The organism is Xanthomonas sp. CFBP 8443, from assembly GCF_025666195.1.
In the GTDB taxonomy this organism is placed as follows: domain Bacteria; phylum Pseudomonadota; class Gammaproteobacteria; order Xanthomonadales; family Xanthomonadaceae; genus Xanthomonas_A.
Genome location: NZ_CP102592.1, coordinates 508,185 through 530,959 on the forward strand (window position 1 = coordinate 508,185; position 22,775 = coordinate 530,959).

Consider the following 22,775-nt stretch of genomic DNA (forward strand, 5'->3'; position numbering starts at 1 on the left):
GCCTAGCTTGGGCAAGGTGATGGCCGGTTCTGCAATGGCGCACGCGATGAAGACGCTCAAGATCGCCACCTACAACGTCAACGGCATCCGCAGCCGCCTGCCGCAGTTGCTGGAGTGGCTGCGGCGCGAGGCGCCGGACATCGTCGGGCTGCAGGAGCTCAAGAGCGTGGATGCGGGCTTCCCGATCGACGAGATCCATGCCGCCGGCTACGGCGCACTGTGGCTGGGGCAATCGGCATGGAACGGGGTGGCGATCCTGGCCAAGGGCAGCGATCCGGTGGAAAGCCGGCGCGGCCTGCCGGGAGATGCGCGCGATACGCAGAGCCGCTACCTGGAGGCGATGGCGCATGGGGTGCTGGTCGGCTGCCTGTACCTGCCCAACGGCAATCCGCGTCCGGGGCCGAAGTTCGACTACAAACTGGACTGGTTCGCGCGGCTGCAGCGGCATGCGCAGCAACTGGTCGCGCTGCCGCATCCGGTGGCCTTGATCGGCGATTTCAACGTGGTGCCGACCGACGAGGACATCTACGATCCCAAGTCGTGGCGGCGCGACGCGCTGCTGCAGCCGGAGAGCCGCCAGGCCTATGCGGAACTGCTCGCGCAGGGCTGGACCGACAGTCTGCGCAAGGTGCATGGCGATGCGCGGATCTACACGTTCTGGGACTATTTCCGCCAGCACTGGCAACGCAACGCTGGGCTGCGTATCGATCACCTGCTGCTGAATCCGCCGCTGGCCGCGCGCCTGCGCGACGCCGGCGTGGACCGCTGGGTACGCGACCTGCCGCATGCCAGCGATCATGCGCCGACCTGGGTCACGCTGAAGGCGCTGGCGCAGCGCGACGACGCTGTCACGCCGGGCGCCGATGCGACAAGCCGCTCGGCGAAAACCGGCAGGATCGCGAAGGCCGTGGAGGCCGCGAAGTCGGACGAGTCAACGCAGGCCGACAAGCCAACGCGGTCTGCGAAAGCGAGGAAAACGGCCGAACCGAGCGCATCGAGCAAGCCGACGAAAACGGCCAGCGCGACCAGGGCAGGTGGAGCTGCCGAGTCGACCAAGACAACCCGGGCGACCAAGGCGACCAAGGCGACCAAACCGACAAAACCGACAAAACCGACAAAACCGACAAAACCGCCCAAGCCAGCGCCGTCGCCCAGGCCCGCCAACGCCGTCAAGCCCGCTGCACCGACCAGGGCGGCGAAGAAACCGGCCAAGGCCGCCAAGCGAACCAGGCCGGCCAAGCCTTCCTGACCCGCATTGCATGCGCGTGCGCAAATCGGCATCGCATGGCGGGCGCGCCGCAGTCGTGCCTATACTCGAGCGTCGCCGCCGCGCGCTGTGCGCCGCGTGCGCCAGGTTGTCCCGGATGTCCCTACGCCAGCTGCCGGAGTCGCCATCATGAGCCTGCTCGTCGTCGCGCTGTTGATCGGGATCGTCGCGGGCCTGCGCGCCATGACCGCGCCGGCGGTGGTCAGTTGGGCCGCCAGCCTGGGCGTGCTGCCGCTGGTCGGGACGCCGCTGGCGTTCCTGGGGTGGCGCTTCACACCGTGGATCGTGTCGCTGCTGGCCATCGGCGAACTCGTCACCGATCAGTTGCCGGGCACGCCCAGCCGCAAGGTGCCGGTGCAGTTCGGCACGCGCATCGCGATGGGCGCGCTGTGCGGCGCGGCGGTGGGCATGGCGGGCGGGTTGTGGGTGGCGGCGATGGTCGCCGGCGCGCTGGGCGCGGTGCTCGGCACGCTCGGCGGTGCGGCGGCGCGCGCGGCGATGGCGCGACGCTTCGGTCGCGACCTGCCGGCCGCGCTGCTCGAGGATGCGGCGGCGATCGCGCTGGGCGTGCTGGCGATGGCGCTGCTGCGATGAGCCGCGCGTTCGACGCGATCGTGGTCGGCGCCGGCCAGGCCGGTCCGTCGCTGGCGGCGCGCCTGGTCGCGGCCGGCATGCAGGTGGCGCTGGTCGAGCGGCAGCTGGTCGGCGGGACCTGCGTCAACACCGGCTGCATGCCGACCAAGACCCTGGTCGCCAGCGCACGCGTGGCGCACCTGGCGCGGCGCGCGGCCGACTACGGCGTGCAGCTGCAGGGCGACGTCGGCATCGACATCGCGCGGGTGATGGCGCGCGCGCATGCGGTGACGCACAGCGCGCGCGACAATCTGGAGCAGTGGCTGGGCGGCATGCATGGGCTGACCCTGTTGCGCGGCCATGCCCGCTTCGAGGCGCCGCAGCGGCTGCGCGTGGGCGAGGAGTCCATCACCGCGCCGAAGATCTTCCTCAACGTCGGCGGCCGCGCGCACGTGCCGGCGCTGCCCGGCGTGGAACGGATCGCCTACCTGACCAACACCTCGATCCTGCAGTTGCAGGAGGTGCCGCGGCACCTGGCGGTGATCGGTGGCAGCTACATCGGCCTGGAATTCGCGCAGATCTTCCGCCGCCTCGGCGCGCAGGTGACCGTGGTCGAGCAACAGCCGCGGCTGATCGCGCGCGAGGACGAGGACGTGTCCGCCTGCATCCGCACGGTGCTGGAAGGCGAGGGCGTGGCGGTGCGGACCGGCGCGCAGTGCATCGCGTTCGCGCCGCATGCGCAGGGCGTGGCGGTGCAGGTGGATTGCCACGAGGGCGCGCCGGAAGTGGTCGCCAGCCATGTGCTGCTGGCGATGGGGCGGCAGCCCAATACCGACGACCTGGGCCTGGACCGCGCCGGCATCACCACCGACGCGCGCGGCTACATCCAGGTGGACGAGCAACTGGCGACCAGCGCCGCCGGCGTGTGGGCGCTGGGCGACTGCAACGGCCGCGGCGCGTTCACCCACACCGCCTACAACGACTACGAGATCGTCGCCGCCAACCTGCTCGACGGCGGCCAACGCCGCGTCTCGCAGCGCGTGCCCGGCTATGCGCTGTACACCGATCCGCCGCTGGGCCGGGTCGGCATGACCGAGGCGCAGGCGCGCGCCAGCGGCCGCCCGCTGCTGTTCGCCAAGCGGCCGATGACCCAGGTCGGGCGCGCGCGCGAGAACGGCGAGACCGCCGGCTTCATGAAACTGGTGGCCGACGCGCAGACCCACCGCATCCTCGGCGCGGCGATCCTCGGCATCAACGGCGACGAGGCCATCCATGGCGTGCTCGACCTGATCAATGCCGAGCAGCCGTTCGAGACGCTGCAATGGGCGGTGCCGATCCATCCGACCGTGTCGGAACTGTGGCCGAGCGTGGTCGGCGCGCTGCGGGCAGAGGCTGAGGGCGGCTAGCGCCGTCGCGAAAAAATGTAGGAGCGGCTTCAGCCGCGAGCGGCGTTACCGGTAACGCCCGTTCGCGGCTGAAGCCGCTCCTACAGTGGAGCCGATCGTCTTCGTTGCCGAAGACGCGGCGAGCAACGTCTAGCGCAGCATCTCGGTGAACGCGCGGTCGGCCTCGATCACCTCCGGCAGCGCGGCGAACAGCGCGTCCAGGTCCACGTCGTCCAGCAGCGGGCCGCTGACCGCCTGCCGCGCCTCCGGGGTCGCGCCGCCGAGGCGCTCCAGCGCATCGGCGACCAGCGCCGCCTGCGCCACCACGCGCGGCATCGGTTCGCCTTCCGGCGCCTGCAGCGGCCGTGCCTGGTAGGCGATCGCGGTCTGGATCACCTGCGGCAGGTGCCAGCGGCGCGCCAGCTCGGCGCCCACTTCCGGATAGCCGAAGCCCAACTGCACGGTCTCGTCGGCGGCGCGGCCGCTGGAGGAGGCGTCGGGATGCAGCTGCGCGGCATAGTCCGGCGCGCCGGTCTGGATCAGCAGCTCGCCGATGTTGTGCATCATCCCGCAGGTGAACGCGGTTTCCGTGTCCAGGCCTTTCTGCTTGGCCAGCAGTCGGCAGATACCCGCGACCTCGAAACTGTGCAGCCAGAACGCGCGCAGGTCGAAATGCGCCGGCGCATGGAACGCGTCGGTCATCGACGAGGCCAGCACCAGCGTGCGCAAGGTGTTGAAGCCCAGGCGCAGCGCCGCGTCCTCGACGCTGGTCGACTCGCGCGCGCCGCGGAAGCGCGCCGAGTTGGCCAGGCGCAGCACCTTGGCCGCGATCACCGGGTCGCGCTCGATGCTGCGCGCCACGCTGTCCAGGCTGGTGGTGGGATTGTCGAATTGCAGGATCAGCTCCTGCGCCACCTTGGGGATGGTCGGCAGGGTGTGCAACTGGTCGAACAGCACCTCTAGTTTCATGGAGACCTCAACGCGGAACGGGAAGGGACATCGCCGGCGCAGAGAGGGGGCGGTGCCCGCCATGGATGGCGAATCCCGCGCATCGTAGACCGAATCGCGGCGTGCGGCGTGCACACCACAGGGTATGGTCCGTCCTGACGATGCCGACTGGACACGCTGCGAGGCGTGTGAACAACGCGCCGCGGCAGCGGTCCTGGCCGCTGCGGACAATCCGCGGCGAACCGGGCGCCGCTGGACAGCGCCTCGCTCCGCAACCGCTGCGCAGCGATCTGCGTCGCCGCCGATTGCCGCCGAGCGTGCGATCGCGTGGCCCGCGGCAGAGACGACGCTGCGGGCGACCAGGCGACATCGAGATCGGTCGCGACAGGCTTCTCGATGGAAACCGCTGAGACCTGGCGTCGGCCATCGATGCCTGGATTGAAAGATGCGTGTGTGGACGCGGGCACGCGCAGGACTGCGAGTGTTGGCCGGTCGGCGATTTCCTGCCGCGGCGCGCCTCGCGCGGCCCGTGCTCATTGCTGCCAGAACGCCGTGGAGGCCGCGAGCGAGAACGCCGGCAGCGCGGATGCGATGCGATCGACGTGGCCAGTCGTCGCGACACGCCGAAGGGCGGTGGCAGCCGCCTTCGCTGCTGGGCAAGCCTCTGCCCTGACGGCCGGCGGCGGATGTCATCCCGTTGTCACCGAACTGACCCAAACTCGCCGAACTGGGCAGCCGGCCCATTGGGCCGCGCGCCTTTCTCATCCGCGCAGGCGGCAGGATCGAACGATGAAATACGTGGTGCTGGCGCTGGTGTGCGCCTTGGCGGCACCGGCTGCGCTGGCGCAGTCGGGATATGTGGAGATCGAGCGGCGGCTGAGTGCCGAGCAGTTGCGCGAGGCCGGGCTGACCCCGACCCAGCTGGCCACGCTCAATCGCCTGTTGCGCGAGGCCGATGCCCGCGACGCGGCGCAGGCCCCGGCGCGGTCCGCGGCGGCGCCGGCGATCGCCGCGGCCGGCGGCGACGGCGCCCCCGAGCAGGGCATGATGATCGGCCTGGACGACGGCCCGATCAGCGCCCACGTGCAGGGCGAGGTCGCCGGCTGGGCGCCGGGCACCGTGTTCGTGCTCGACAACGGCCAGCAGTGGAAGGTGCTCAAGGGCAGCATGACCCTGCGCACCGCGTTGGCCTCGCCGGCGATCAAGGTCGTGCCCGGCATCGCCGGGCGCTGGTTCCTGCAGGTCGACGAAGACCTGCCGAAGGCGCGGGTGTACCGGATCCGCTGAGCGCCGCGCCTCTCGCGTAGCTTGCAGAAGCGGCTTCAATCGCGACCGAGGCAGCGGCAGGGAAGGCGCCTTCTGCCGCCGACGGGAGCTGATAGCCCGAGGCCGCCTAGAGCCATTTCTACGGCGCATACGGCCGGCCCGCCCCCTGTGGGAGCGACTTCAGTCGCGACGAACGAAGCGGCGATCCACACCGGCCTCGGGCAGTGTGGGCACAGAAGTGCCGAAAAAAAATGCACCGCCGGCACGGCGTTTCCACCTGGCTTCGGCAATCAATCGCGACCGAGGCGCGGCAGTTGCAAGACATTACCTGCCGAAGATGGCCGCGTTGGTGGTACGATGCTGACAGTCGGTCGCCGCGCGATCCGCGGGCGCCGGAGCGCCGAACATGGTCGTGGCTGAAGCCCCGACAGGAAGCAGATCGGCGCCACGCACCATAGCGCCTGTTGCCGCTACGACGCGCTTCGCTTCACCGGCCTCACCCCGCGGCACGAATCCGCAGCGTCAGTCCCTTGAGGAAATTGCGCAGCAGCTGGTCGCCGCACAGGCGGAAATTCTTGTGCTCGGGCTGGCGGAACAGCGCCGACAGTTCCGGCTTGGAGACCGGGAAGCCGGCGTCGGCGAAGATCTGGTGCATGTCCACGTCCTTGAGCTGGAACGCCACGCGCAGCTTCTTCAGCACCACGTTGTTGGTGACCCGGGTCTCCACCGGGCGCGCCGGCAGCGTCTCGTCGCGGCCGCGGTAGTGGAACACCAGCCCGTCGAGGAAGTGCGCCAGGACCGGGTCGCTGCAGGCGACGAAGCCGTCCTCGTCTTCCTTCTTCAGGTAGGCGGGCACTTCGCTCTTGTCGATCGGGAAGGCGGGGTCGGCGAGGTGGACCGTGTCCACGATCATCTGGTCGCTCAGGTCGAGCATGTAGCGGATGGAGCGCAATACGTCGTTGGCGATCATGGCCGGTCCGGTGCTGCCGGTGGCGTCCGGCGGGGTGCGTAGTCTAGGCCGTGTCATCCGTCGCGAGTAGGCCGCGCCGCCGCCGCGCCTCGTCATGCACGCCGTCGCGACTGCGCGATGCGTGCCGAAGACCGGTGGCGCGCACGGCGTCCGCACGTTCCCGGGCAGCGTGCGCGACGCGACCTCGGCTTGGTGCGCTGCGCCGTACGCGTGCGGCGATCAGGGTCAGGCCTGCGGCGTCGCCGCCCCACCAGCGTTTGCATCCGCGCGCGCATGCGCCATCATCGGCGCATGGACAATACGACTCCCAAGCCGAGCGCGGTGCCCGCGCTCAATCCGCGCCAGGAACAGCTGGTGGCGCTGGTGCGGCAGCAGGGCTATGCCGAGGTGGACGGGCTGGCCACGCGCTTCGAGGTGACCCCGCAGACCATTCGCCGCGACCTGGCGCTGCTGTGCGAGGCCGGCGTGCTGCGCCGCTACCACGGCGGCGTCAGCCTGCCCTCGAGCGTGGAGAACCTGGCCTACACCGCGCGCAAGACGCTGCAGGCGCAGGAAAAGCGGCGCATCGCCACGCTGCTGGCGCAGCACATTCCCGACGACGCCTCGCTGTTCATCAACATCGGCACCACCAACGAGGACGTGGCGCGCGCGCTGATGGGGCACAGCGGGCTGCGGGTGATCACCAACAACCTCAACGTGGCGGTGATGATGAGCGCCAACCCGAGCTTCGAGGTGATGGTCGCCGGCGGGCGCGTGCGCGGCCGCGACCAGGGCGTCACCGGCGAGGCCACGATCGAGCTGATCCGCCAGTTCAAGGTGGATTTCGGCGTGATCGGCATCTCCGGCATCGATCCGGACGGCACCTTGCTGGATTTCGATTTCCACGAGGTGCGGGTGGCGCAGGCCATCATCGAGCACTCGCGGCAGGTGTTCCTGGCCGCCGACCACAGCAAGCTCGGGCGCAACGCGATGGTCCGGCTGGGCTCGATCGCGCGGGTCCAGGCGTGGTTCACCGATCGCGCGCCCCCGCCGGAACTGGCTGCGGTGCTGGCCGAGGCCGGCACCCGCGTGTTCGTCGCCGACAGCGACGACGCAGGTGCGGATGCAGCGGAGGCGGTGGCCGCGGGCCAGGGCGCTGCGGACTGAGTGCCTGCGCGGTAAGCAAGAAGCGGTCGCGCCGTGAGCCGATCCGGAAGCCAGCCAACTACGCTGCGTATGCTGCGAGCTGTTATGTGTACGTTTATGTTCGTATTATTTCGTTATTGTGACGTTAAAGCGTGCTGGCTGTCGCCGCAGATCGCGGCCATGGCGCCTGCAGCGCCTTGAATTTCCTTTGCTGGACGGCAGACTTCGGCCGCGTTCGCCCACGCTGCGCTGCACTGCAGCGTGATATGTTCGGAAATGTTCGTTTACGATCTTTTCGTCCTTCGGCGCCGGCCTAGCGCTTGCCGGCCCGGGACACGAGCTTCCGGAGTCAGGCAATGAGCGAGATCTACGATGTGCTGGTGGTCGGTGGCGGCATCAACGGGGTGGGCATCGCCCGCGACGCGGTGGGCCGCGGCTTGTCGGTGTGCCTGTGCGAACGCGACGACCTGGCCTCGCACACCTCCAGCGCCAGCACCAAGCTGATCCACGGCGGGCTGCGCTACCTGGAGCAGTACGAGTTCGCCCTGGTCGGCAAGGCGCTGGCCGAGCGCGAGGTGCTGCTGCGCCTGGCCCCGCACATCATCTGGCCGCTGCGCTTCCTGCTGCCGCACCAGCCGCACCTGCGCCCGGCGTGGATGATCCGCACCGGCCTGTTCCTGTACGACCATCTCGGCCGCGGCCGCCGCACCCTTCCTGGCTCCAAGCGCATGGCGCTGCGCTCGGACCCGGTCGGCGCGCCGTTGCGCGAAGAATTCCGCACCGGCTTCGTCTATTCCGATGCCTGGGTGCAGGACGCGCGGCTGGTGGCGCTCAATGCGATGGATGCGGCGCAGCGCGGCGCCAGGATCCTGACCCGCACCGGCTGCGTCTCCGCGCGCCGCGCCGACGGCCTGTGGCAGGTGGCGCTGCAGCACGCCGACGGCCGCCGCCAGGACGTGCAGGCGCGCGCGCTGGTCAATGCCGCAGGACCGTGGGCGGTGCAGTTCCTGGACGACGTGGCCAAGGTCGGGCACGACCACGCGCTGCGCCTGGTCAAGGGCAGCCATATCGTGGTGCCGCGGCTGTTCGAACACGACCACGCCTACATCTTCCAGCAGCCGGACCGGCGCATCGTGTTCGCGATCCCCTACGAGCACGACTTCACCCTGATCGGCACCACCGACGTGGACTACCGCGCCGATCCGTCCGCACCGAAGATCGATGCCGAGGAAACGCGTTACCTGTGCGACGCCGCCAACCGCTACTTCCTCAAGCAGATCGCGCCCAGCGATGTGGTGTGGAGCTACAGCGGCGTGCGCCCGCTGCTCGAAGACGAAGAGGACAACGCCGCCGAAGTCACCCGCGACTACCTGCTGGAACTGGACGCGGACCACGGCGCGGCGCTGCTCAACGTGTTCGGCGGCAAGCTCACCACCTACCGCAAGCTGGCCGAGGAAGCGGTGGACCGGCTGGTCGCGCACGCCGGGCGCAAGGCGCCGGCGTGGACCGCGCGCGGCGCGCCGCTGCCCGGCGGCGAACGCCGCGACATCCGCGCCTTGGCGCAGGAACTGCGCGCGGCGCGGCCGTGGCTGGCCGAGACCACCGCCGCGCGGCTGGCGCGCAACTACGGCACCCGCGCCGAACTGCTGCTGGGCGCGGCCACTTCGCTGCAGCAACTGGGCGAACACTTCGGCGCCGACCTGTACCAGGCGGAAGTGGACTACCTGCGCGAACACGAATGGGTGACCCAGGCCGACGACCTGCTGTGGCGCCGCAGCAAGCTCGGCCTGCGCATCGACGCGGCCGGCCGCCAGCGCCTGGCCGACTATCTGCAACGGGCGCCGGCCACGGCCGCCGCGCCCGCATGAGGCAAGCAGCGCGGTTGGCGTGCCCGTCGTGGGCGCCGGCCGCGCTGCGCAATCGCCGCGCGCATCGGCATCCGCCGCTGCGCGCGAACCTGGAAACGACCGTGGAGGGTGGCAGGCATGAAGACGACGAGCGGCATGATCGGCAAGACGGCAGCAGCAGCGCGGGAGCCGCGCGCATGAACCGGCAACTGCTGGGCGAACTGATTTCCGAGGCGGTGGCGATGGTGATCATCATCGCCTTCGGCTGTTCGGTGGCGTGCATGTACGTGCTGTACGACCCCAGTCCCTACCAGAACGCCTATTGGGGCGTGTGCATCGCCTGGGGCCTGGCGGTGACGATCGCGATCTACGCCACCGGCTCGGTCTCCGGCACCCACGCCAACCCGGCGGTGACGCTGGCATTGGCCGTGTTCCGCGGGTTCTCGTGGAAGAAGGTGCTGCCGTACTGGGCGGCGCAGGTGATCGGCGCGTTCCTCGGCGCGGGCATCGTCTACCTGCTGTTCGCGCCGGTGATCGACCACTACAACCAGGCCCATCAGCTGACCCGCGAGGCGGGCGGCGCGGCCGGCGTGTTCTTCACCGCACCGGGCCTGGCGATCACGCCGATGCATGCGTTGCGCGACCAGGTGATCCTGACCGCGTTCCTGATCTTCGGCATCTTCGCCATCACCGAGCGCTACAACGAGGCCGCGCCCACCGCCAATTCCGGCGCGCTGATGATCGGCCTGCTGGTGGCGACGATCGGCGCTTCGATGGGCTATTTGGAAGCGTGGGCGATCAATCCGGCGCGCGATTTCGGGCCGCGCCTGTTCGCCTACTTCGCCGGCTGGGGCTCTTCGGCGCTGCCGTCGGCCAACAGCTACTGGTGGATCCCGATCGTCGGCCCGCTGATCGGAGGCGTGGTCGGCGGCGCGGCCTACCAATGGTTGATCTATCCGTTCCTGCCGGCGCGGGTCAAAGCGCTGGAGGAAGAAGCGGCAGCGCGCCAGGCCTGAGCCGACGCGCCCCGCGTGCCGGCGTCGCCGGCACGTTCCCCCGACATTCCAGGCGCCGCCGCGGCGCGCGCCTTCACGACCCCGCAGGAGTCACCGATGGAAAAGAAATTCATCCTGGCCATCGACCAGGGCACCACCAGTTCGCGCGCGATCCTGTTCGACCGCAAGGGCCACATCGTCGGCATGGCGCAGCGCGAGTTCGGGCAGATCTTCCCGCAGCCGGGCTGGGTGGAGCACAACCCGCGCGAGATCATGACCAGCGTCTACACCACGATCACCGAGCTGTTGAACAACCAGCAGGTGGACGCCAGCGCGATCGCCGGCATCGGCATCACCAACCAGCGCGAGACCGCGGTGGTGTGGGACCGCGCCACCGGCCAACCGATCTACAACGCCATCGTCTGGCAGTCGCGGCAGACCAAGGACATCTGCGAACAGCTCAAGGCCGCCGGCCACGAGGACATGGTGCGGGCCAAGACCGGCCTGCTGATCGATGCGTATTTCTCCGGCACCAAGGTCAAGTGGATCCTCGACCACGTCGAGGGCGCGCGCGAACGCGCGCAGCGCGGCGAACTGGCGTTCGGCACCATCGACAGCTGGCTGATCTGGAACCTCACCGCCGGCAAGGTCCACGTGACCGACTACACCAACGCCTCGCGCACGCTGCTGTACAACATCCACGAGCTGCGCTGGGACGAGGAACTGCTGCAGATGCTCGACATCCCCGCCTCGATGCTGCCCGAGGTGCGTTCCTCCAGCGAGGTCTACGGCACCACCCAGGGCCAGTATTTCTACGGCCACGAAGTGCCGATCGCCGGCATCGCCGGCGACCAGCAGGCGGCACTGTTCGGCCAGGCCTGCTTCGAGCCGGGCATGGCCAAGAACACCTACGGCACCGGCTGCTTCATGCTGATGAACACCGGCGAGAAGGCGGTCGCGTCCAACACCGGCCTGCTCACCACCATCGCCTGGGGCGTGGACGGCAAGGTCGAGTACGCGCTGGAAGGGGCGATCTTCGTCGCCGGGTCGGTGGTGCAGTGGCTGCGCGACGGCCTGCGCATGTTCGGCAAGGCCAGCGACTCGGAAGCCTACGCCGAGCGCGCCGGCGACAACGACGGCGTGTACTTCGTGCCGGCCTTCGTCGGCCTGGGCGCGCCGTACTGGCGCAGCGACATCCGCGGCGCGGTGTTCGGCCTGACCCGCGGCACCACCAAGGAACACTTCATCCGCGCCGCGATCGAATCGATGGCCTACCAGACCCGCGACGTGCTGACCGCGATGCAGGTCGATTCGGGCATCGAGCTGAAGGAGCTGCGCGCCGACGGCGGCGCGATCAGCAACGACTTCATGGCCCAGTTCCAGAGCGACATCCTCGACGTGCCGGTGCTGCGCCCGGAAGTGGCCGAAACCACCGCGCTGGGCGCGGCCTACCTGGCCGGCCTGGCGACGGGGTTCTGGAAGGATCGCGCCGAGATCGCGCAGCAATGGGCGGTGGACCGCCGCTTCGAACCGAGCATGCCGGCCGAACGCCGCGAGGAACTGTACGCCGGCTGGAAGCAGGCGGTGGAAGCGACGATGGGCTTCCGCATCCGCTGAGCAGCGAGGCGTCGCGCTGCTCCCTGTAGGAGCGGCTTCAGCCGCGACCGGGGCCTTACCGATAAGGCCCGGTCGCGGCTGAAGCCGCTCCTACAGGGTTTCCAGATTTCGGGACGGCGCTAGACGTACTGCGTCGGCCCGCGCGGCCCCGGCACCGGGGCGGCGACATCGCCGACCGGATCGCTGATCGGCGGGATGGTCGGATCGATCGGCTGGTCCGGGATCGGATCCACCGGCCGGTCGGGCGTCGGATCCACCCCCGGATTCGGGACCTGGCCCGGCACCTCGTTCGGCGGCTGCTGCGGATCCTGGCCGGGATTGGGATTGTGCATCTGCATGTGCGTCTCTGTGCATCGGATCGAGGACGCACGGTGCGCGCCGCGGCCGACGCAGCACGTGAAGCCAGCGGCAAGGGCGGATGAAGAGTGCCCGTACAGCACGCAGCCAGGAGCCACCGGCCCAGCGATAAGCCTCGCGCTGCGCTGCGCGTTACGCCGCTGCGGCCAGCGCCGGATTGCGCGCGCCGGTGCGGAACACCGTCACCGCCGCACTCAGGCCATTGGCCTGCTCTTCCATCGCGCGTGCGGCGGCGGTGGCTTCCTCGACCAGCGCGGCGTTCTGCTGGGTGGCTTCGTCCATCTGGGTGATGGTCTGGTTGACCTGTTCGATGCCGGCCGACTGTTCCTGCGAGGCGGCGGAGATCTCGGCCATGATGTCGGTGACCCGCTGTACCGACGACACGACGTCCTGCATGGTCGCGCCGGCCTGGCGCACCAGCGCCGAACCGTCGGCGACCTGCCCGACCGATGCCTCGATCAGGCCCTTGATCTCCTTGGCCGCGCTGGCCGAGCGCTGCGCGAGCGTGCGCACCTCGCTGGCGACCACCGCGAAGCCGCGGCCCTGCTCGCCGGCACGTGCCGCTTCCACCGCCGCATTGAGCGCCAGGATGTTGGTCTGGAACGCGATGCCGTCGATCACCGAGATGATGTCGGCGATCTTCTTCGACGAGGTCTCGATGCCGTCCATCGTGCTCACCACCTGGCCGACCACCGTGCCGCCCTGCGCGGCCACCGAGGCCGCGCCGACCGCGAGTTGGTTGGCCTGGCGCGCATGCTCGGCGTTCTGCTTCACGGTTGAAGTCAGTTCTTCCATCGAGGCGGCGGTTTCTTCCAGGCTGGCCGCCTGCTGCTCGGTACGCCGCGACAGGTCGTCGTTGCCGGCGACGATCTCGCTGGCGGCGCTGTCGATGCTCATGGCCGCGGTCTGGATGCGGCCGACGATGTCGGCCAGCCGCTCGGCGGTGGCGTTGGCGTCGTCGCGCATGGTCGCGAACACGCCGTTGAATTCGCCGTGCATGCGCGCGGTCAGGTCGCCGGCGGCGATGGATTGCAGCAGCCTGGACAGCGCGTCGAGATTGCTGTCGGCGGTGGCCATGAGCCGGTTGAGGCCGTCGATCATCGCTCGGAAGTCGTGCTGGTAGCCGGCCGCGTCGCCGCGCCGCGAGAAGTCGCCGGCCGCGGCCGCTTCCACCAGGGCGCGGATCTCGCCGTTGATCGCGACCAGGTTGCGCTTGGTCGCGTCCATCGCTTCGGTGATCTGCGCCTTCTCGCCGGGCAGGCGCGCCATGTCCAGCGCCATGTCGCCGATCGCGTAGCGCTGCATCGTCTCCAGCATCTGCTGGATCAGTTGCACCTGTGCGCCGATCAGGCCGTTGGTGTCCTCCACCATGCGCCCGTACGCGCCGGGGAAGGCGTCGGCCGTCATCCGGTAGCTGAGCTGCCCGGCCTCGTGGCGCTGCGCCATCTCCGCCTGCGCGGAAGACACCGAGGTCAGCGTGTCGACCACCTGGCCCATCGCCTGGCCGAGCATGCCGATCTCGTCGCGGTTGCGCACCTGCAGCGTGGTGACCAGGTCGCCCGCGGCGACCGAGCGCGCGGTGCGTGCCACCGCCTCGATCGGGCGCACCACCGAGCGTCGGATCCACCAGCCCACCACCAGCACCAGCGCGAACGCGGCGGCCACGGTCAGCGCCGCCGAGTACACCAGGCTGCGCCGTGCGTTCTCGGAATTGCGCTGTACCGCCGCATTCGCCAGCAGCGTGCTGCGCTCGACCAGCGCCTGCAAGGTGTCGCTGGGCTTGCGGTCCAGGCCGCGGACCGCGTCGTCGCCGACGCGGGTGTCGTAGCCGGCCGCGGCGAAGCCCTGCAGCGCGTCGCGGTAGTGCCGCTCCAGCGCGGCATGCTGCTCGGCGAAATCGCGTGCCAGCGCTGCGGCCTGCGGGTCGGCCAGCGTCGTGGCCAGCGCGTGCGTGGCGCTGGCGACCTGGCGGCCTTCCTTGTCGAAAGCGGCCAGGTACTTGTTGCGCATGTCCTCGGCATGGCAGCGGATCAGCACGTTCTTCCATTCCTGCACCTGCATCCGGAAATGGCGGCTGATCTGCTCGCTGGCCGAGGCCTGCGCGACCTCGCGCGGCACGTCGGTGGACAGGTTGAGCCAGGCCGAGCCGAGCCCGGCCAGGGCGCACAGCAGGACCACGCCCAGGCCCAGCGCCAGGGCACTCAGCAGCTTGGTCTGCAGGCTGACGAATGCAGTCGGATGGGGGGCGATGCGCATGGCGGCGGCTTTGAGGAGAGAGACGTACAGGCGATATCGACGTGTCGGCGCCGTGCTTGAACGGATCGCCCATCGGCACTGGAATGCACGCCGCGACAAAGCGTGATTGCCTCCCCAGCATCGCCACGCGGTCGCAAAAACCGCACGCCAGGCGTTGACCGCGGCGGCGCGGCTGCGCAGCCTGCTGCGGACACGACAGCACGGGCGCAGCGCATGGCACGTCGGTTTCCCTGGAGTTGGTTGGCGTTGCTCGCCGCCTGCGCGCTGGTGGCGGTGCTGGCCTGGCAGAACCGCACGCTGCGCGAAGAGCGGCGCTGGTTCGTGACCCGCACCACCGAGCCGTACCTGGGCATGTACGTGCCGCAGATCGCGGCGACCGCGCTGGACGGCGCGCCGCTGACCCTGGGCGTGCCGGCGGCGGACTACCAGGTGCTGTTCTTCTTCACCACCACCTGCCCGTACTGCAAGCGCTCGGCGCCCAGCGTGGTGCAGGCGGCGCAGCGCCTGGCCGAGCAGGGCGGGGGGCGCGTGCAGCTGCTGGGCGTGTGCCATTGCAGTGCGGAACAGGCGCGCCGCTATGCCGCCGAACACCGCTTCGCGTTCCCGGTGACCACGCTCACCGATCGCCGCGCGCTGATGCTGTTCCGCGCGCGCAACGTGCCGCTGATGCTGGCGCTGGATCGCGATGGCCGGGTGCGCTACGCGCGCGTCGGCGCCTTCGATACCACGGAGCGGGTGCAGGACCTGGTGGCTGCAATGCGACGCACGGAAGTGCCGGCGGCTTTGGCAACTGTCGAGGAGTGAACTCATGAAACAGCGTTGGACAGCGTTGCGTAACGGGATGGTCGCGGCCGTGTTCCTGGCCAGCATGGGCTTCGGCGCGATGCAGGCGACCGCGGGCGACGGGATCGAGAAGGATGCCTCGTGTAGCGCCTGGCAATGCGCGCAGGAGTGCGCGCCGTTCGGCGGCGAACTAGGACCGGGCGGCCCCGGCAAGCCGCTGACCTGCTACTGCTGCGGTTGAGCCGGCGCCGGAGCCGGCAGCGGCCGGCTCCGGCTTGGGCGTGTGCCGCCGCGCCCCGCGTCAGGCTGGTGGCATGGCGGGGACTGCGGCATGCTGGCGCGGCATGCGCCGCTACGACCTGATCATCTTCGATTTCGACGGCACCCTGGCCGATTCCTTCGACTGGTTCCTCGCCACCGTCAACGAGGTCGCCGACGAGTTCGGCTTTCGCCGTTTCGACATGGAGCGGTTGCCGGAAATCCGCAGCCTGAGCGCGCGCGAGCTGATGGCGCGCAGCGGTCTGCGCTGGTGGCGGGTGCCGGCGGTGGCGCGGCGCATGCGCGCGCTGATGGCCGCGCAGATCGAACGCATCGCGGTGTTCGACGGCGTAGCCGAACTGCTGGACGCGCTCGAGGGCGCGGGCGTGCAGTTGGCCCTGGTGACCTCCAACAGCCGCGACAACGTCCAGCGGGTACTCGGCGCCGAACTGACCGCGCGTTTCCGGCACATCGGCTGCGGCGCCGCGCTGCTGGGCAAGCGCCGCAAGCTGCGCGCGGCGCTGAAAGCATGCGGCGTACCGGCCGCGCACGCACTGTGCGTGGGCGACGAGATCCGCGACGCCGACGCCGCTCGCCAGGCCGGCATCGCCTTCGCCGGCGTCGGCTGGGGCTACACCTTGCCGGCGGCGCTGCAGCCGCATACGCCGCTGCCGCTGCTGCAGCGCCCGGCCGATCTGTGCGCATTGCTAGGCGGGCCGGCGCACGCCATCGCGTGAGCAGCGCTGCCGGCGATGGCTCGGCCGCAGCGCTGACGCCGTCGCCGTGGGGCGGAGACGCCTTGGCGTCCCTGAGCCGGACCTCGTACACCGGCGCTGCTGGGTCGTCCTCAACGCACAATCCCTCGCGCCGCGCCCACGGCCGCGCCTGTGCGCGATCTGAACCATCGCTGCGCCGCCCGGCCTCTCGCTCGCCCATGTTGCGCCGCGGCGTTGATTGTTCACTTATGATTGCTATATTCATATACGAACAGTCGTGAGCGGCGCCGGTCATCCTGGCAGCCGATCCGGCACCATCCGATCTGGCCCCGCGGGGCGGAGGTGTGTGGCATGCGCAAGCCGAGCAGCAACCGATCCTGGAGGTCGAGCGGGCGGTCCGCCTCGGCGCTCGACCGAGACCGGCGCAGGTGCCGTTGAACGCCGCCCTCGCCGCTGCCGAACCCGGCGCGATCGCGCAGCGCCCGCTGGGCCGCAGCGGCGTGCGGATCGCCACGCTCGGCTTCGGCGCCGCACCGATCGGCAACCTGTACGCGGAAGTGGACGAGGCGGTGGCGCTGGCCGCGGTTGCCGAGGCCCATGCCGCCGGCATCCGCCATTTCGATACCGCGCCGTACTACGGCTACGGCCTGAGCGAAAGCCGGCTGGGGCGGGGCCTGCGCGGGTTGCCGCGGGCCAGCTACACGCTGTCGACCAAGGTCGGGCGCCGCGTCTACGACGATGCCGGTGCCGCGGCGGGACGCGACGGCTTCGCCGTGGCCGGACGCAGCGCCGCGTTCGACTACAGCCGCGACGGCGTGTTGCGCGAGTTCGAGGCCAGCCTGCAGCGGCTCGGCACCGACCACGTGGACGTGCTGCTGCTGCACGACATCGGCCGCCTCACCCACGGCGAGCGCCACCCGGCGATGCTGCGCCAGGCGCTGGACGAAGCGCTGCCGGCGATGGCCGAGCTGAAGGCCGGCGGCGCCTGCCGCGCGATCGGCATCGGCGTCAACGAGGAAGACATTGCGCTGGAACTGATGCCGCTGTTCCCGCTGGACTGCGTGATGCTGGCCGGCCGCTACACCCTGCTCGAACAGCACGCCGCGCAGCGGATCATGACGCAGGCGCTGCAGCAGCAGATCGGCATCCTGGTCGCCGGCCCGTACAGCTCGGGCCTGCTCAGCGACGCGCGCGGCCCCGGCGACACCTACAACTACGCGCCGGTGGACGCGGCCACGCTCAAGCACGCGCAGCAGCTGTTCGCGGCCAGCGCGGCGCAAGGCGTGGACGTGGGCGCCGCGGCGCTGCAGTTCCCGCTCGCACATCCGGCGGTCGCCGCCGTGGTCGCCGGCATGCGCACGCCGGCCGAGGTGGCCAGCGCCGCCGCGCGCCTGCGCGCGCCGATCCCGCCCGCGCTGTGGCGCGACCTGCGCAACCAGGGCCTGCTGCAGGCGCAGGTGCCGACGCCGTGAACGTGGTCGATGCGCACGTGCACTTCTGGCAGCTGGCGCGCGGCGATTACGATTGGCTCACGCCCGAACTCGCCGCGTTGTATCGCGACTTCGTGCCCGACGACCTGAGCGCCACGCTCGATGCGCACGGCGTGGACGCGATCGTCGCGGTGCAGGCGGCGCAGACCGAAGCGGAGACCCGCTACCTGCTGCAGCTGGCGCACGCGCAGCCGCGCATCGCCGGCGTGGTCGGCTGGGTCGATTTCGAGGCCGGCGACGTCGCCGCGCGCATCGCCACGCTGTGCGCCGAAGGCGACGGCCTGCTCAAGGGCCTGCGGCCGATGGTGCAGGACCTGGCCGATCCGCAGTGGCTGGCGCGGCCGCAGCTGGATCCCGCCTTCGACGCGCTGCTGCACCACGATCTGGCGTTCGATGCGCTGGTCAAGCCGCTGCACCTGCCCGCGCTGCAGGCGCGGCTGCAGCGCCACCCGTCGCTGCGCGTGGTGCTCGACCATGCCGCCAAGCCGGCGATCGGCGACGCCGGGTTCGCCGCCTGGGCCGACGGCCTGGCGCAACTCGCGCAATTCCCGAACGTGTTGTGCAAGCTGTCCGGCCTGCTCACCGAACTGCCCGCCGGCGCCGACGCGGCGGTGATCGAGCCCTACGTGGCGCAGGTGTTCGCCTGCTTCGGCCCGCAGCGGGTGATGTGGGGCAGCGATTGGCCGGTGCTGACCCAGCGCGCCGCCTACCGCGACTGGTTCGCGCAGGCGCAGGCGCTGGTCGCGCGCCACGCCGCCGGCCACGCCGCCGACGTGTTCGCCGGCACCGCGCGCCGCTTCTACCGCCTGCCCGACTCTCCTTCCCCTGAACGGAACTTCCCACGATGACCACGCCCGCATTCCACCACCGGAGCCGCGCATGAGCGGCCGGCTGCAAGGCAAGCGCTGCCTGATCACCGCCGCCGGCGCCGGCATCGGCCGCGAGAGCGCGCTGGCCTGCGCGCGCGAAGGCGCGCTGGTGCTGGCCACCGACATCGACGCCGCTGCGCTGCAGGCGCTGGCCGCCGACGCGCCGACGATCGTCACCCAGACGCTGGACGTCACCGACCCCGCCGCGATCCAGGCGCTGGTCGCGGCGAACCCGCCGTTCGACGTGCTGTTCAACTGCGCCGGCTACGTGCACCAGGGCAGCATCCTGGACTGCGACGAGCCGGCGTGGCGGCGCTCGTTCGCGATCAACGTCGATGCGATGTACTACCTGTGTCAGGCGGTGTTGCCGGGCATGCTGGAGCAGGGCCGCGGCAGCATCGTCAACATGTCCTCGGTGGCCTCGAGCATCAAGGGCGTGCCGAACCGTTTCGCCTACGGCGTGACCAAGGCCGCGGTGATCGGGCTGAGCAAGGCGATCGCCGCCGACTACGTGGCCAAGGGCATCCGCTGCAATGCGATCTGCCCGGGCACGATCAAGACTCCGTCGCTTGCGCAGCGCGTGCAGGCGCTGGGCGGCGACGAGCAGGCGGTGTGGAAGAGCTTCACCGACCGCCAGCCGATGGGCCGCCTCGGCGACCCGCGCGAGATCGCGCAGCTGGTGGTGTACCTGGCGTCGGACGAGGCGTCCTTCACCACCGGCCAGACCCACATCATCGACGGCGGCTGGTCGAACTGACCGCGCCCGCATTCCACTCACACAAGGACACCCCATGAAACTGCTGCGCTACGGCGAACCCGGCCACGAACGTCCCGCCCTGTTGGACGCCGACGGCCATCTGCGCGATCTGTCCGCGGTCATCGACGATGTCGCCGGCGAGCACCTCACCGCCGCCGGCCTGGACAAGCTGCGCGCGCTCGACCCGGCCACGTTGCCGATGGTGGACGGCGAGGTGCGCTACGGACCGGCCGTGGGCCGCGTCGGCAAGTTCATCTGCGTCGGCCTCAACTACGCCGATCACGCCGCCGAGTCGGGCATGGCGGTGCCGGAGATGCCGATCCTGTTCATGAAGGCCACCACCGCGATCAGCGGCCCCAACGACACCGTGACCATCCCGCGCGGATCGAAGAAGAGCGATTGGGAAGTGGAGCTGGGCGTGGTGATCGGCGACGTCGCCCGCGACGTCAGCGTGGACGAGGCGATGCGGCACGTCGCCGGCTACGCGGTGATCAACGACCTGTCCGAGCGCGAGTTCCAGCTCGAGCATGGCGGGCAGTGGGTCAAGGGCAAGAGCTGCGACGGCTTCGGCCCGCTCGGCCCGTGGCTGGTCACCGCCGACGAGGTGCCGAATCCGCAGAACCTGTCGATGTGGCTGGAGGTCAACGGCCATCGCTACCAGAACGGCAGCACGCGCACGATGGTGTTCGGCGTGGCCGAGCTGGTCAGCCACATCAGCCGCTACATGACGCTGATGCCGGGCGACGTGATCAGCACCGGCACGCCGCCGGGCGTGGGCCTGGGGCAGAAGCCGCCGGTCTACCTGAAGCCGGGCGACGTGATGACGCTGGGTATCGAAGGCCTGGGCGAGCAGCGCCAGGCTGTGGTCGCCCATCCCCGCGACGCGCAGTAACGCTTAAGCCCCTCTCCCTCCGGGAGAGGGGTTGGGGTGAGGGTAAGGGGCGAAGCCACCTCGTAATCCATCCGGATGCGGTCTTCGCTCGCGCCTCCGCATCCCGCGTGTGGGCCACGGCTGCGTGCTTTTACTTCGTTCGTGTTTTGGATGGGCGGCGGAAGTCGTGCACTCCCGCACCCTCACCCCAACCCCTCTCCCGGGGGGAGAGGGGCTCTTCACCGCATTTTCTTTTTCTCCACCGCCTCACCGACCAGGATCCCCATGAGCAAAATCGTTGCCCTCGAGACCTTCGACGTGCGTTTCCCCACTTCGCGCGAACTGGACGGTTCCGATGCGATGAATCCGGATCCGGACTACTCGGCCGCCTATCTGCGGCTGCGCACCGACACCGACGACGGCCTGGCCGGCTACGGCCTGGTGTTCACCATCGGCCGCGGCAACGACGTGCAGAGCGCGGCGATCGCGGCGCTGTCGCACCACGTGGTCGGGCGCGACGTGGAGGCGGTGATCGGCGACCTGGGCGGCTTCGCGCGCAGCCTCACCGACGATTCGCAGCTGCGCTGGCTGGGCCCGGAGAAGGGCGTGATGCACATGGCCATCGGCGGCGTCATCAATGCCGCCTGGGACATGGCCGCGCGCCGCGCCGGCAAGCCGCTGTGGCGCTACATCGCCGAGCTGTCGCCGGAGCAATTGGTGGCCACCATCGACTTCCGCTATCTCAGCGACGCGCTGACCCCGGACGAGGCGTTGGCCATGCTGCGCGCGGCCGAGCCGCAACGCGCCGCGCGCACGCAGGCACTGCTGGAGCAGGGCTATCCGGCCTACACCACCTCGCCCGGTTGGCTCGGCTACTCCGACGAGAAGCTGGTGCGCCTGGCCAAGGAAGCGGTGGCCGACGGCTTCCGCACGATCAAGCTCAAGGTCGGCGCCAGCGTGCAGGACGACATCCGCCGCTGCCGCCTGGCGCGCGAAGCGATCGGGCCGGACATCGCGATGGCGGTGGATGCCAACCAGCGCTGGGACGTGGGCCCGGCGATCGCCTGGATGCGCCAGCTGGCCGAGTTCGACATCGCCTGGATCGAAGAGCCGACGAGCCCCGACGACGTGCTCGGCCACGCCGCGATCCGCCAGGGCATCGCGCCGGTGCCGGTGTCCACCGGCGAACACACCCAGAACCGCGTGGTGTTCAAGCAACTGCTGCAGGCCGGCGCGGTGGACCTGATCCAGATCGACGCCGCGCGCGTGGGCGGGGTCAACGAGAACCTGGCGATCCTGCTGCTGGCGGCGAAGTTCGGCGTGCGCGTGTTCCCGCATGCCGGCGGCGTCGGCCTGTGCGAGCTGGTGCAGCATCTGGCGATGGCCGACTTCGTCGCCATCACCGGCAAGATGGAGGACCGCGCGATCGAGTTCGTCGATCATCTGCACCAGCACTTCGTCGATCCGGTGCGGATCGAACACGGCCGCTACCTGGCCCCGACGCAGCCGGGCTTCTCGGCCGAAATGCACGCGGACTCGGTCACCCAGTTCCTGTATCCGGACGGCCCGTTCTGGAGCGCGGACCTGGCCGCGCAGCAGGCATAGTGGGAGCGACGTCACTCGCGACGAACGGAGCCGTGCGATTGTGCGGCTCCGGAACCCGTCGGGACTGAAGTCCCTCCCACAGTGCGCCCGGAGCACTTGCCGCAAGCCCCTGTAGGAGCGGCTTCAGCCGCGACGAACGAAGCGGCGGATTCGACGGCTTCGGAAGCCGTCAGGACCGAAGTCGCTCCCACAGTGCACCCAGCCGGCTCGCCGCAAGTCCCTGTGGGAGCGACTTCAGTCGCGACGAACGAAGTAGTGGTCCTGATGGTTCGCAAGCCATCGGGACCGAAGTGCTTTCGCAGTGTCATTGCCTGCGTCGCGCACGATTCTGTGGGAGCGACTTCAGTCGCGACGCGCGCTACCCATTCAGCCTGTCGCGGCTGAAGCCGCTCCTACAGAATGGTTGCTCGACAGAGCGGGACCGCAGCGCTGACAGTGACCTCATTCGCGCTCCTGCATCCGCGCCTGCTCCGCCACGGCCGCGCGCAACGAAAAGATCTGCAACGCTTCGCGCCACTTCTCGCCCGGCGCCGAACCGGGCAGCGGCTTCTGGAAGCGCCACATCAGTTCCTCCCAGGCCTGCACGCGCGGATCGGCGGCATCGGCGGCGGCCTTGGCCGCGGGCGAATAGTCCTCGTCCACCTCCATCAGCATCACCAGGCGGTCGCCGCAGCGGTGGATGTCCAGTTCGCGGATGCCGGCGTTGCGCAGCGAGGCGACGATCTCCGGCCACACCGTGTCGGCGCGGTGCCAGCGTTCGTACTCGGCGATCAGCGCCGGGTCGTCGTGCAGGTCCAGCAGATAGCAGTGACGCGGCATC

General features: G+C 70.0%; 21 protein-coding genes. 16 read left to right on the forward strand and 5 right to left on the reverse strand.

Features of this window, described 5'->3' with window-relative positions:
- The first annotated feature begins 46 nt into the window (after positions 1 to 46).
- The 3 genes from NUG20_RS02050 to NUG20_RS02060 all read left to right on the forward strand — a co-directional run bounded on the left by NUG20_RS02050 (position 47) and on the right by NUG20_RS02060 (position 3,246).
- Positions 47 to 1,249 carry an exodeoxyribonuclease III gene (locus tag NUG20_RS02050; protein WP_263396810.1) on the forward strand — a complete coding sequence of 401 codons (1,203 nt, stop codon included), beginning with the start codon at positions 47 to 49 and terminating at the stop codon, positions 1,247 to 1,249.
- A 147-nt stretch (positions 1,250 to 1,396) separates the two neighbouring features.
- Positions 1,397 to 1,861, forward strand: coding sequence for a DUF4126 domain-containing protein (locus NUG20_RS02055; protein ID WP_263396811.1), 465 nt, complete (start codon positions 1,397 to 1,399; stop codon positions 1,859 to 1,861).
- Positions 1,858 to 3,246 carry an FAD-containing oxidoreductase gene (locus NUG20_RS02060; protein ID WP_263396812.1) on the forward strand — a complete coding sequence of 463 codons (1,389 nt, stop codon included), beginning with the start codon at positions 1,858 to 1,860 and terminating at the stop codon, positions 3,244 to 3,246. The genes NUG20_RS02055 and NUG20_RS02060 overlap by 4 nt, the downstream gene beginning before the upstream one ends.
- Positions 3,247 to 3,375: 129 nt before the next feature.
- Here the strand turns inward: NUG20_RS02060 and NUG20_RS02065 are convergent, their stop codons facing one another.
- Positions 3,376 to 4,194 carry an HDOD domain-containing protein gene (locus NUG20_RS02065; RefSeq protein WP_263396813.1) on the reverse strand — a complete coding sequence of 273 codons (819 nt, stop codon included), beginning with the start codon at positions 4,192 to 4,194 and terminating at the stop codon, positions 3,376 to 3,378.
- A 768-nt stretch (positions 4,195 to 4,962) separates the two neighbouring features.
- On the opposite strand from NUG20_RS02065, the gene NUG20_RS02070 reads away from it, so the two are divergent.
- Positions 4,963 to 5,460, forward strand: coding sequence for a hypothetical protein (locus NUG20_RS02070; protein ID WP_263396814.1), 498 nt, complete (start codon positions 4,963 to 4,965; stop codon positions 5,458 to 5,460).
- A gap of 475 nt (positions 5,461 to 5,935) precedes the next feature.
- Here NUG20_RS02070 and NUG20_RS02075 read toward each other — a convergent pair whose 3' ends face one another.
- Complete coding sequence (locus NUG20_RS02075) at positions 5,936 to 6,409, reverse strand: YehS family protein (RefSeq protein WP_263396815.1); 474 nt, start codon at positions 6,407 to 6,409, stop codon at positions 5,936 to 5,938.
- 273 nt (positions 6,410 to 6,682) lie between these two features.
- Between NUG20_RS02075 and NUG20_RS02080 the strand changes: the two genes are divergently transcribed.
- The 4 genes from NUG20_RS02080 to glpK all read left to right on the forward strand — a co-directional run bounded on the left by NUG20_RS02080 (position 6,683) and on the right by glpK (position 11,993).
- Positions 6,683 to 7,555 (forward strand): DeoR/GlpR family DNA-binding transcription regulator, encoded by an 873-nt coding sequence (locus tag NUG20_RS02080; protein WP_263396816.1) that lies wholly within the window; start codon positions 6,683 to 6,685, stop codon positions 7,553 to 7,555.
- A gap of 335 nt (positions 7,556 to 7,890) precedes the next feature.
- Positions 7,891 to 9,402, forward strand: coding sequence for a glycerol-3-phosphate dehydrogenase (gene glpD, locus NUG20_RS02085; protein WP_263396817.1), 1,512 nt, complete (start codon positions 7,891 to 7,893; stop codon positions 9,400 to 9,402).
- 176 nt (positions 9,403 to 9,578) lie between these two features.
- On the forward strand, positions 9,579 to 10,397 hold the full coding sequence (locus NUG20_RS02090) for an MIP/aquaporin family protein (RefSeq protein ID WP_263396818.1): 819 nt from the start codon (positions 9,579 to 9,581) through the stop codon (positions 10,395 to 10,397).
- A gap of 96 nt (positions 10,398 to 10,493) precedes the next feature.
- Entirely contained in the window at positions 10,494 to 11,993 is a 1,500-nt protein-coding gene (gene glpK / locus NUG20_RS02095) for a glycerol kinase GlpK (RefSeq protein WP_263396819.1), read from the forward strand.
- A 119-nt stretch (positions 11,994 to 12,112) separates the two neighbouring features.
- Here the strand turns inward: glpK and NUG20_RS02100 are convergent, their stop codons facing one another.
- Positions 12,113 to 12,331, reverse strand: coding sequence for a hypothetical protein (locus NUG20_RS02100; protein WP_263396820.1), 219 nt, complete (start codon positions 12,329 to 12,331; stop codon positions 12,113 to 12,115).
- A gap of 151 nt (positions 12,332 to 12,482) precedes the next feature.
- A complete protein-coding gene (locus NUG20_RS02105) occupies positions 12,483 to 14,606 on the reverse strand; it encodes a methyl-accepting chemotaxis protein (protein WP_286038067.1) in 2,124 nt (707 codons plus the stop codon).
- Positions 14,607 to 14,846: 240 nt separating this feature from the next.
- Here NUG20_RS02105 and NUG20_RS02110 point away from each other — a divergent pair, with 240 nt between their 5' ends.
- The 8 genes from NUG20_RS02110 to NUG20_RS02145 all read left to right on the forward strand — a co-directional run bounded on the left by NUG20_RS02110 (position 14,847) and on the right by NUG20_RS02145 (position 21,955).
- Complete coding sequence (locus NUG20_RS02110) at positions 14,847 to 15,410, forward strand: peroxiredoxin family protein (protein ID WP_263398371.1); 564 nt, start codon at positions 14,847 to 14,849, stop codon at positions 15,408 to 15,410.
- Positions 15,411 to 15,414: 4 nt separating this feature from the next.
- Positions 15,415 to 15,630, forward strand: a complete 216-nt coding sequence (locus NUG20_RS02115; RefSeq protein WP_263111295.1) for a hypothetical protein — start codon at positions 15,415 to 15,417, stop codon at positions 15,628 to 15,630.
- Positions 15,631 to 15,703: 73 nt separating this feature from the next.
- Positions 15,704 to 16,384 (forward strand): HAD-IA family hydrolase, encoded by a 681-nt coding sequence (locus tag NUG20_RS02120; protein ID WP_263396821.1) that lies wholly within the window; start codon positions 15,704 to 15,706, stop codon positions 16,382 to 16,384.
- 449 nt (positions 16,385 to 16,833) lie between these two features.
- A complete protein-coding gene (locus tag NUG20_RS02125; RefSeq protein ID WP_263398372.1) occupies positions 16,834 to 17,835 on the forward strand; it encodes an aldo/keto reductase in 1,002 nt (333 codons plus the stop codon).
- Positions 17,832 to 18,701 (forward strand): amidohydrolase family protein, encoded by an 870-nt coding sequence (locus NUG20_RS02130; protein WP_263396822.1) that lies wholly within the window; start codon positions 17,832 to 17,834, stop codon positions 18,699 to 18,701. Before NUG20_RS02125 ends, NUG20_RS02130 begins: the two co-directional genes overlap by 4 nt.
- 31 nt (positions 18,702 to 18,732) lie before the next feature.
- Positions 18,733 to 19,479 (forward strand): SDR family oxidoreductase, encoded by a 747-nt coding sequence (locus NUG20_RS02135; RefSeq protein WP_263396823.1) that lies wholly within the window; start codon positions 18,733 to 18,735, stop codon positions 19,477 to 19,479.
- A gap of 34 nt (positions 19,480 to 19,513) precedes the next feature.
- A complete protein-coding gene (locus NUG20_RS02140; RefSeq protein WP_263396824.1) occupies positions 19,514 to 20,371 on the forward strand; it encodes a fumarylacetoacetate hydrolase family protein in 858 nt (285 codons plus the stop codon).
- Positions 20,372 to 20,635: 264 nt separating this feature from the next.
- On the forward strand, positions 20,636 to 21,955 hold the full coding sequence (locus tag NUG20_RS02145; protein WP_263396825.1) for an L-fuconate dehydratase: 1,320 nt from the start codon (positions 20,636 to 20,638) through the stop codon (positions 21,953 to 21,955).
- A gap of 441 nt (positions 21,956 to 22,396) precedes the next feature.
- Here the strand turns inward: NUG20_RS02145 and NUG20_RS02150 are convergent, their stop codons facing one another.
- Entirely contained in the window at positions 22,397 to 22,774 is a 378-nt protein-coding gene (locus NUG20_RS02150) for an L-rhamnose mutarotase (protein ID WP_263396826.1), read from the reverse strand.
- Position 22,775: the final 1 nt, after the last annotated feature.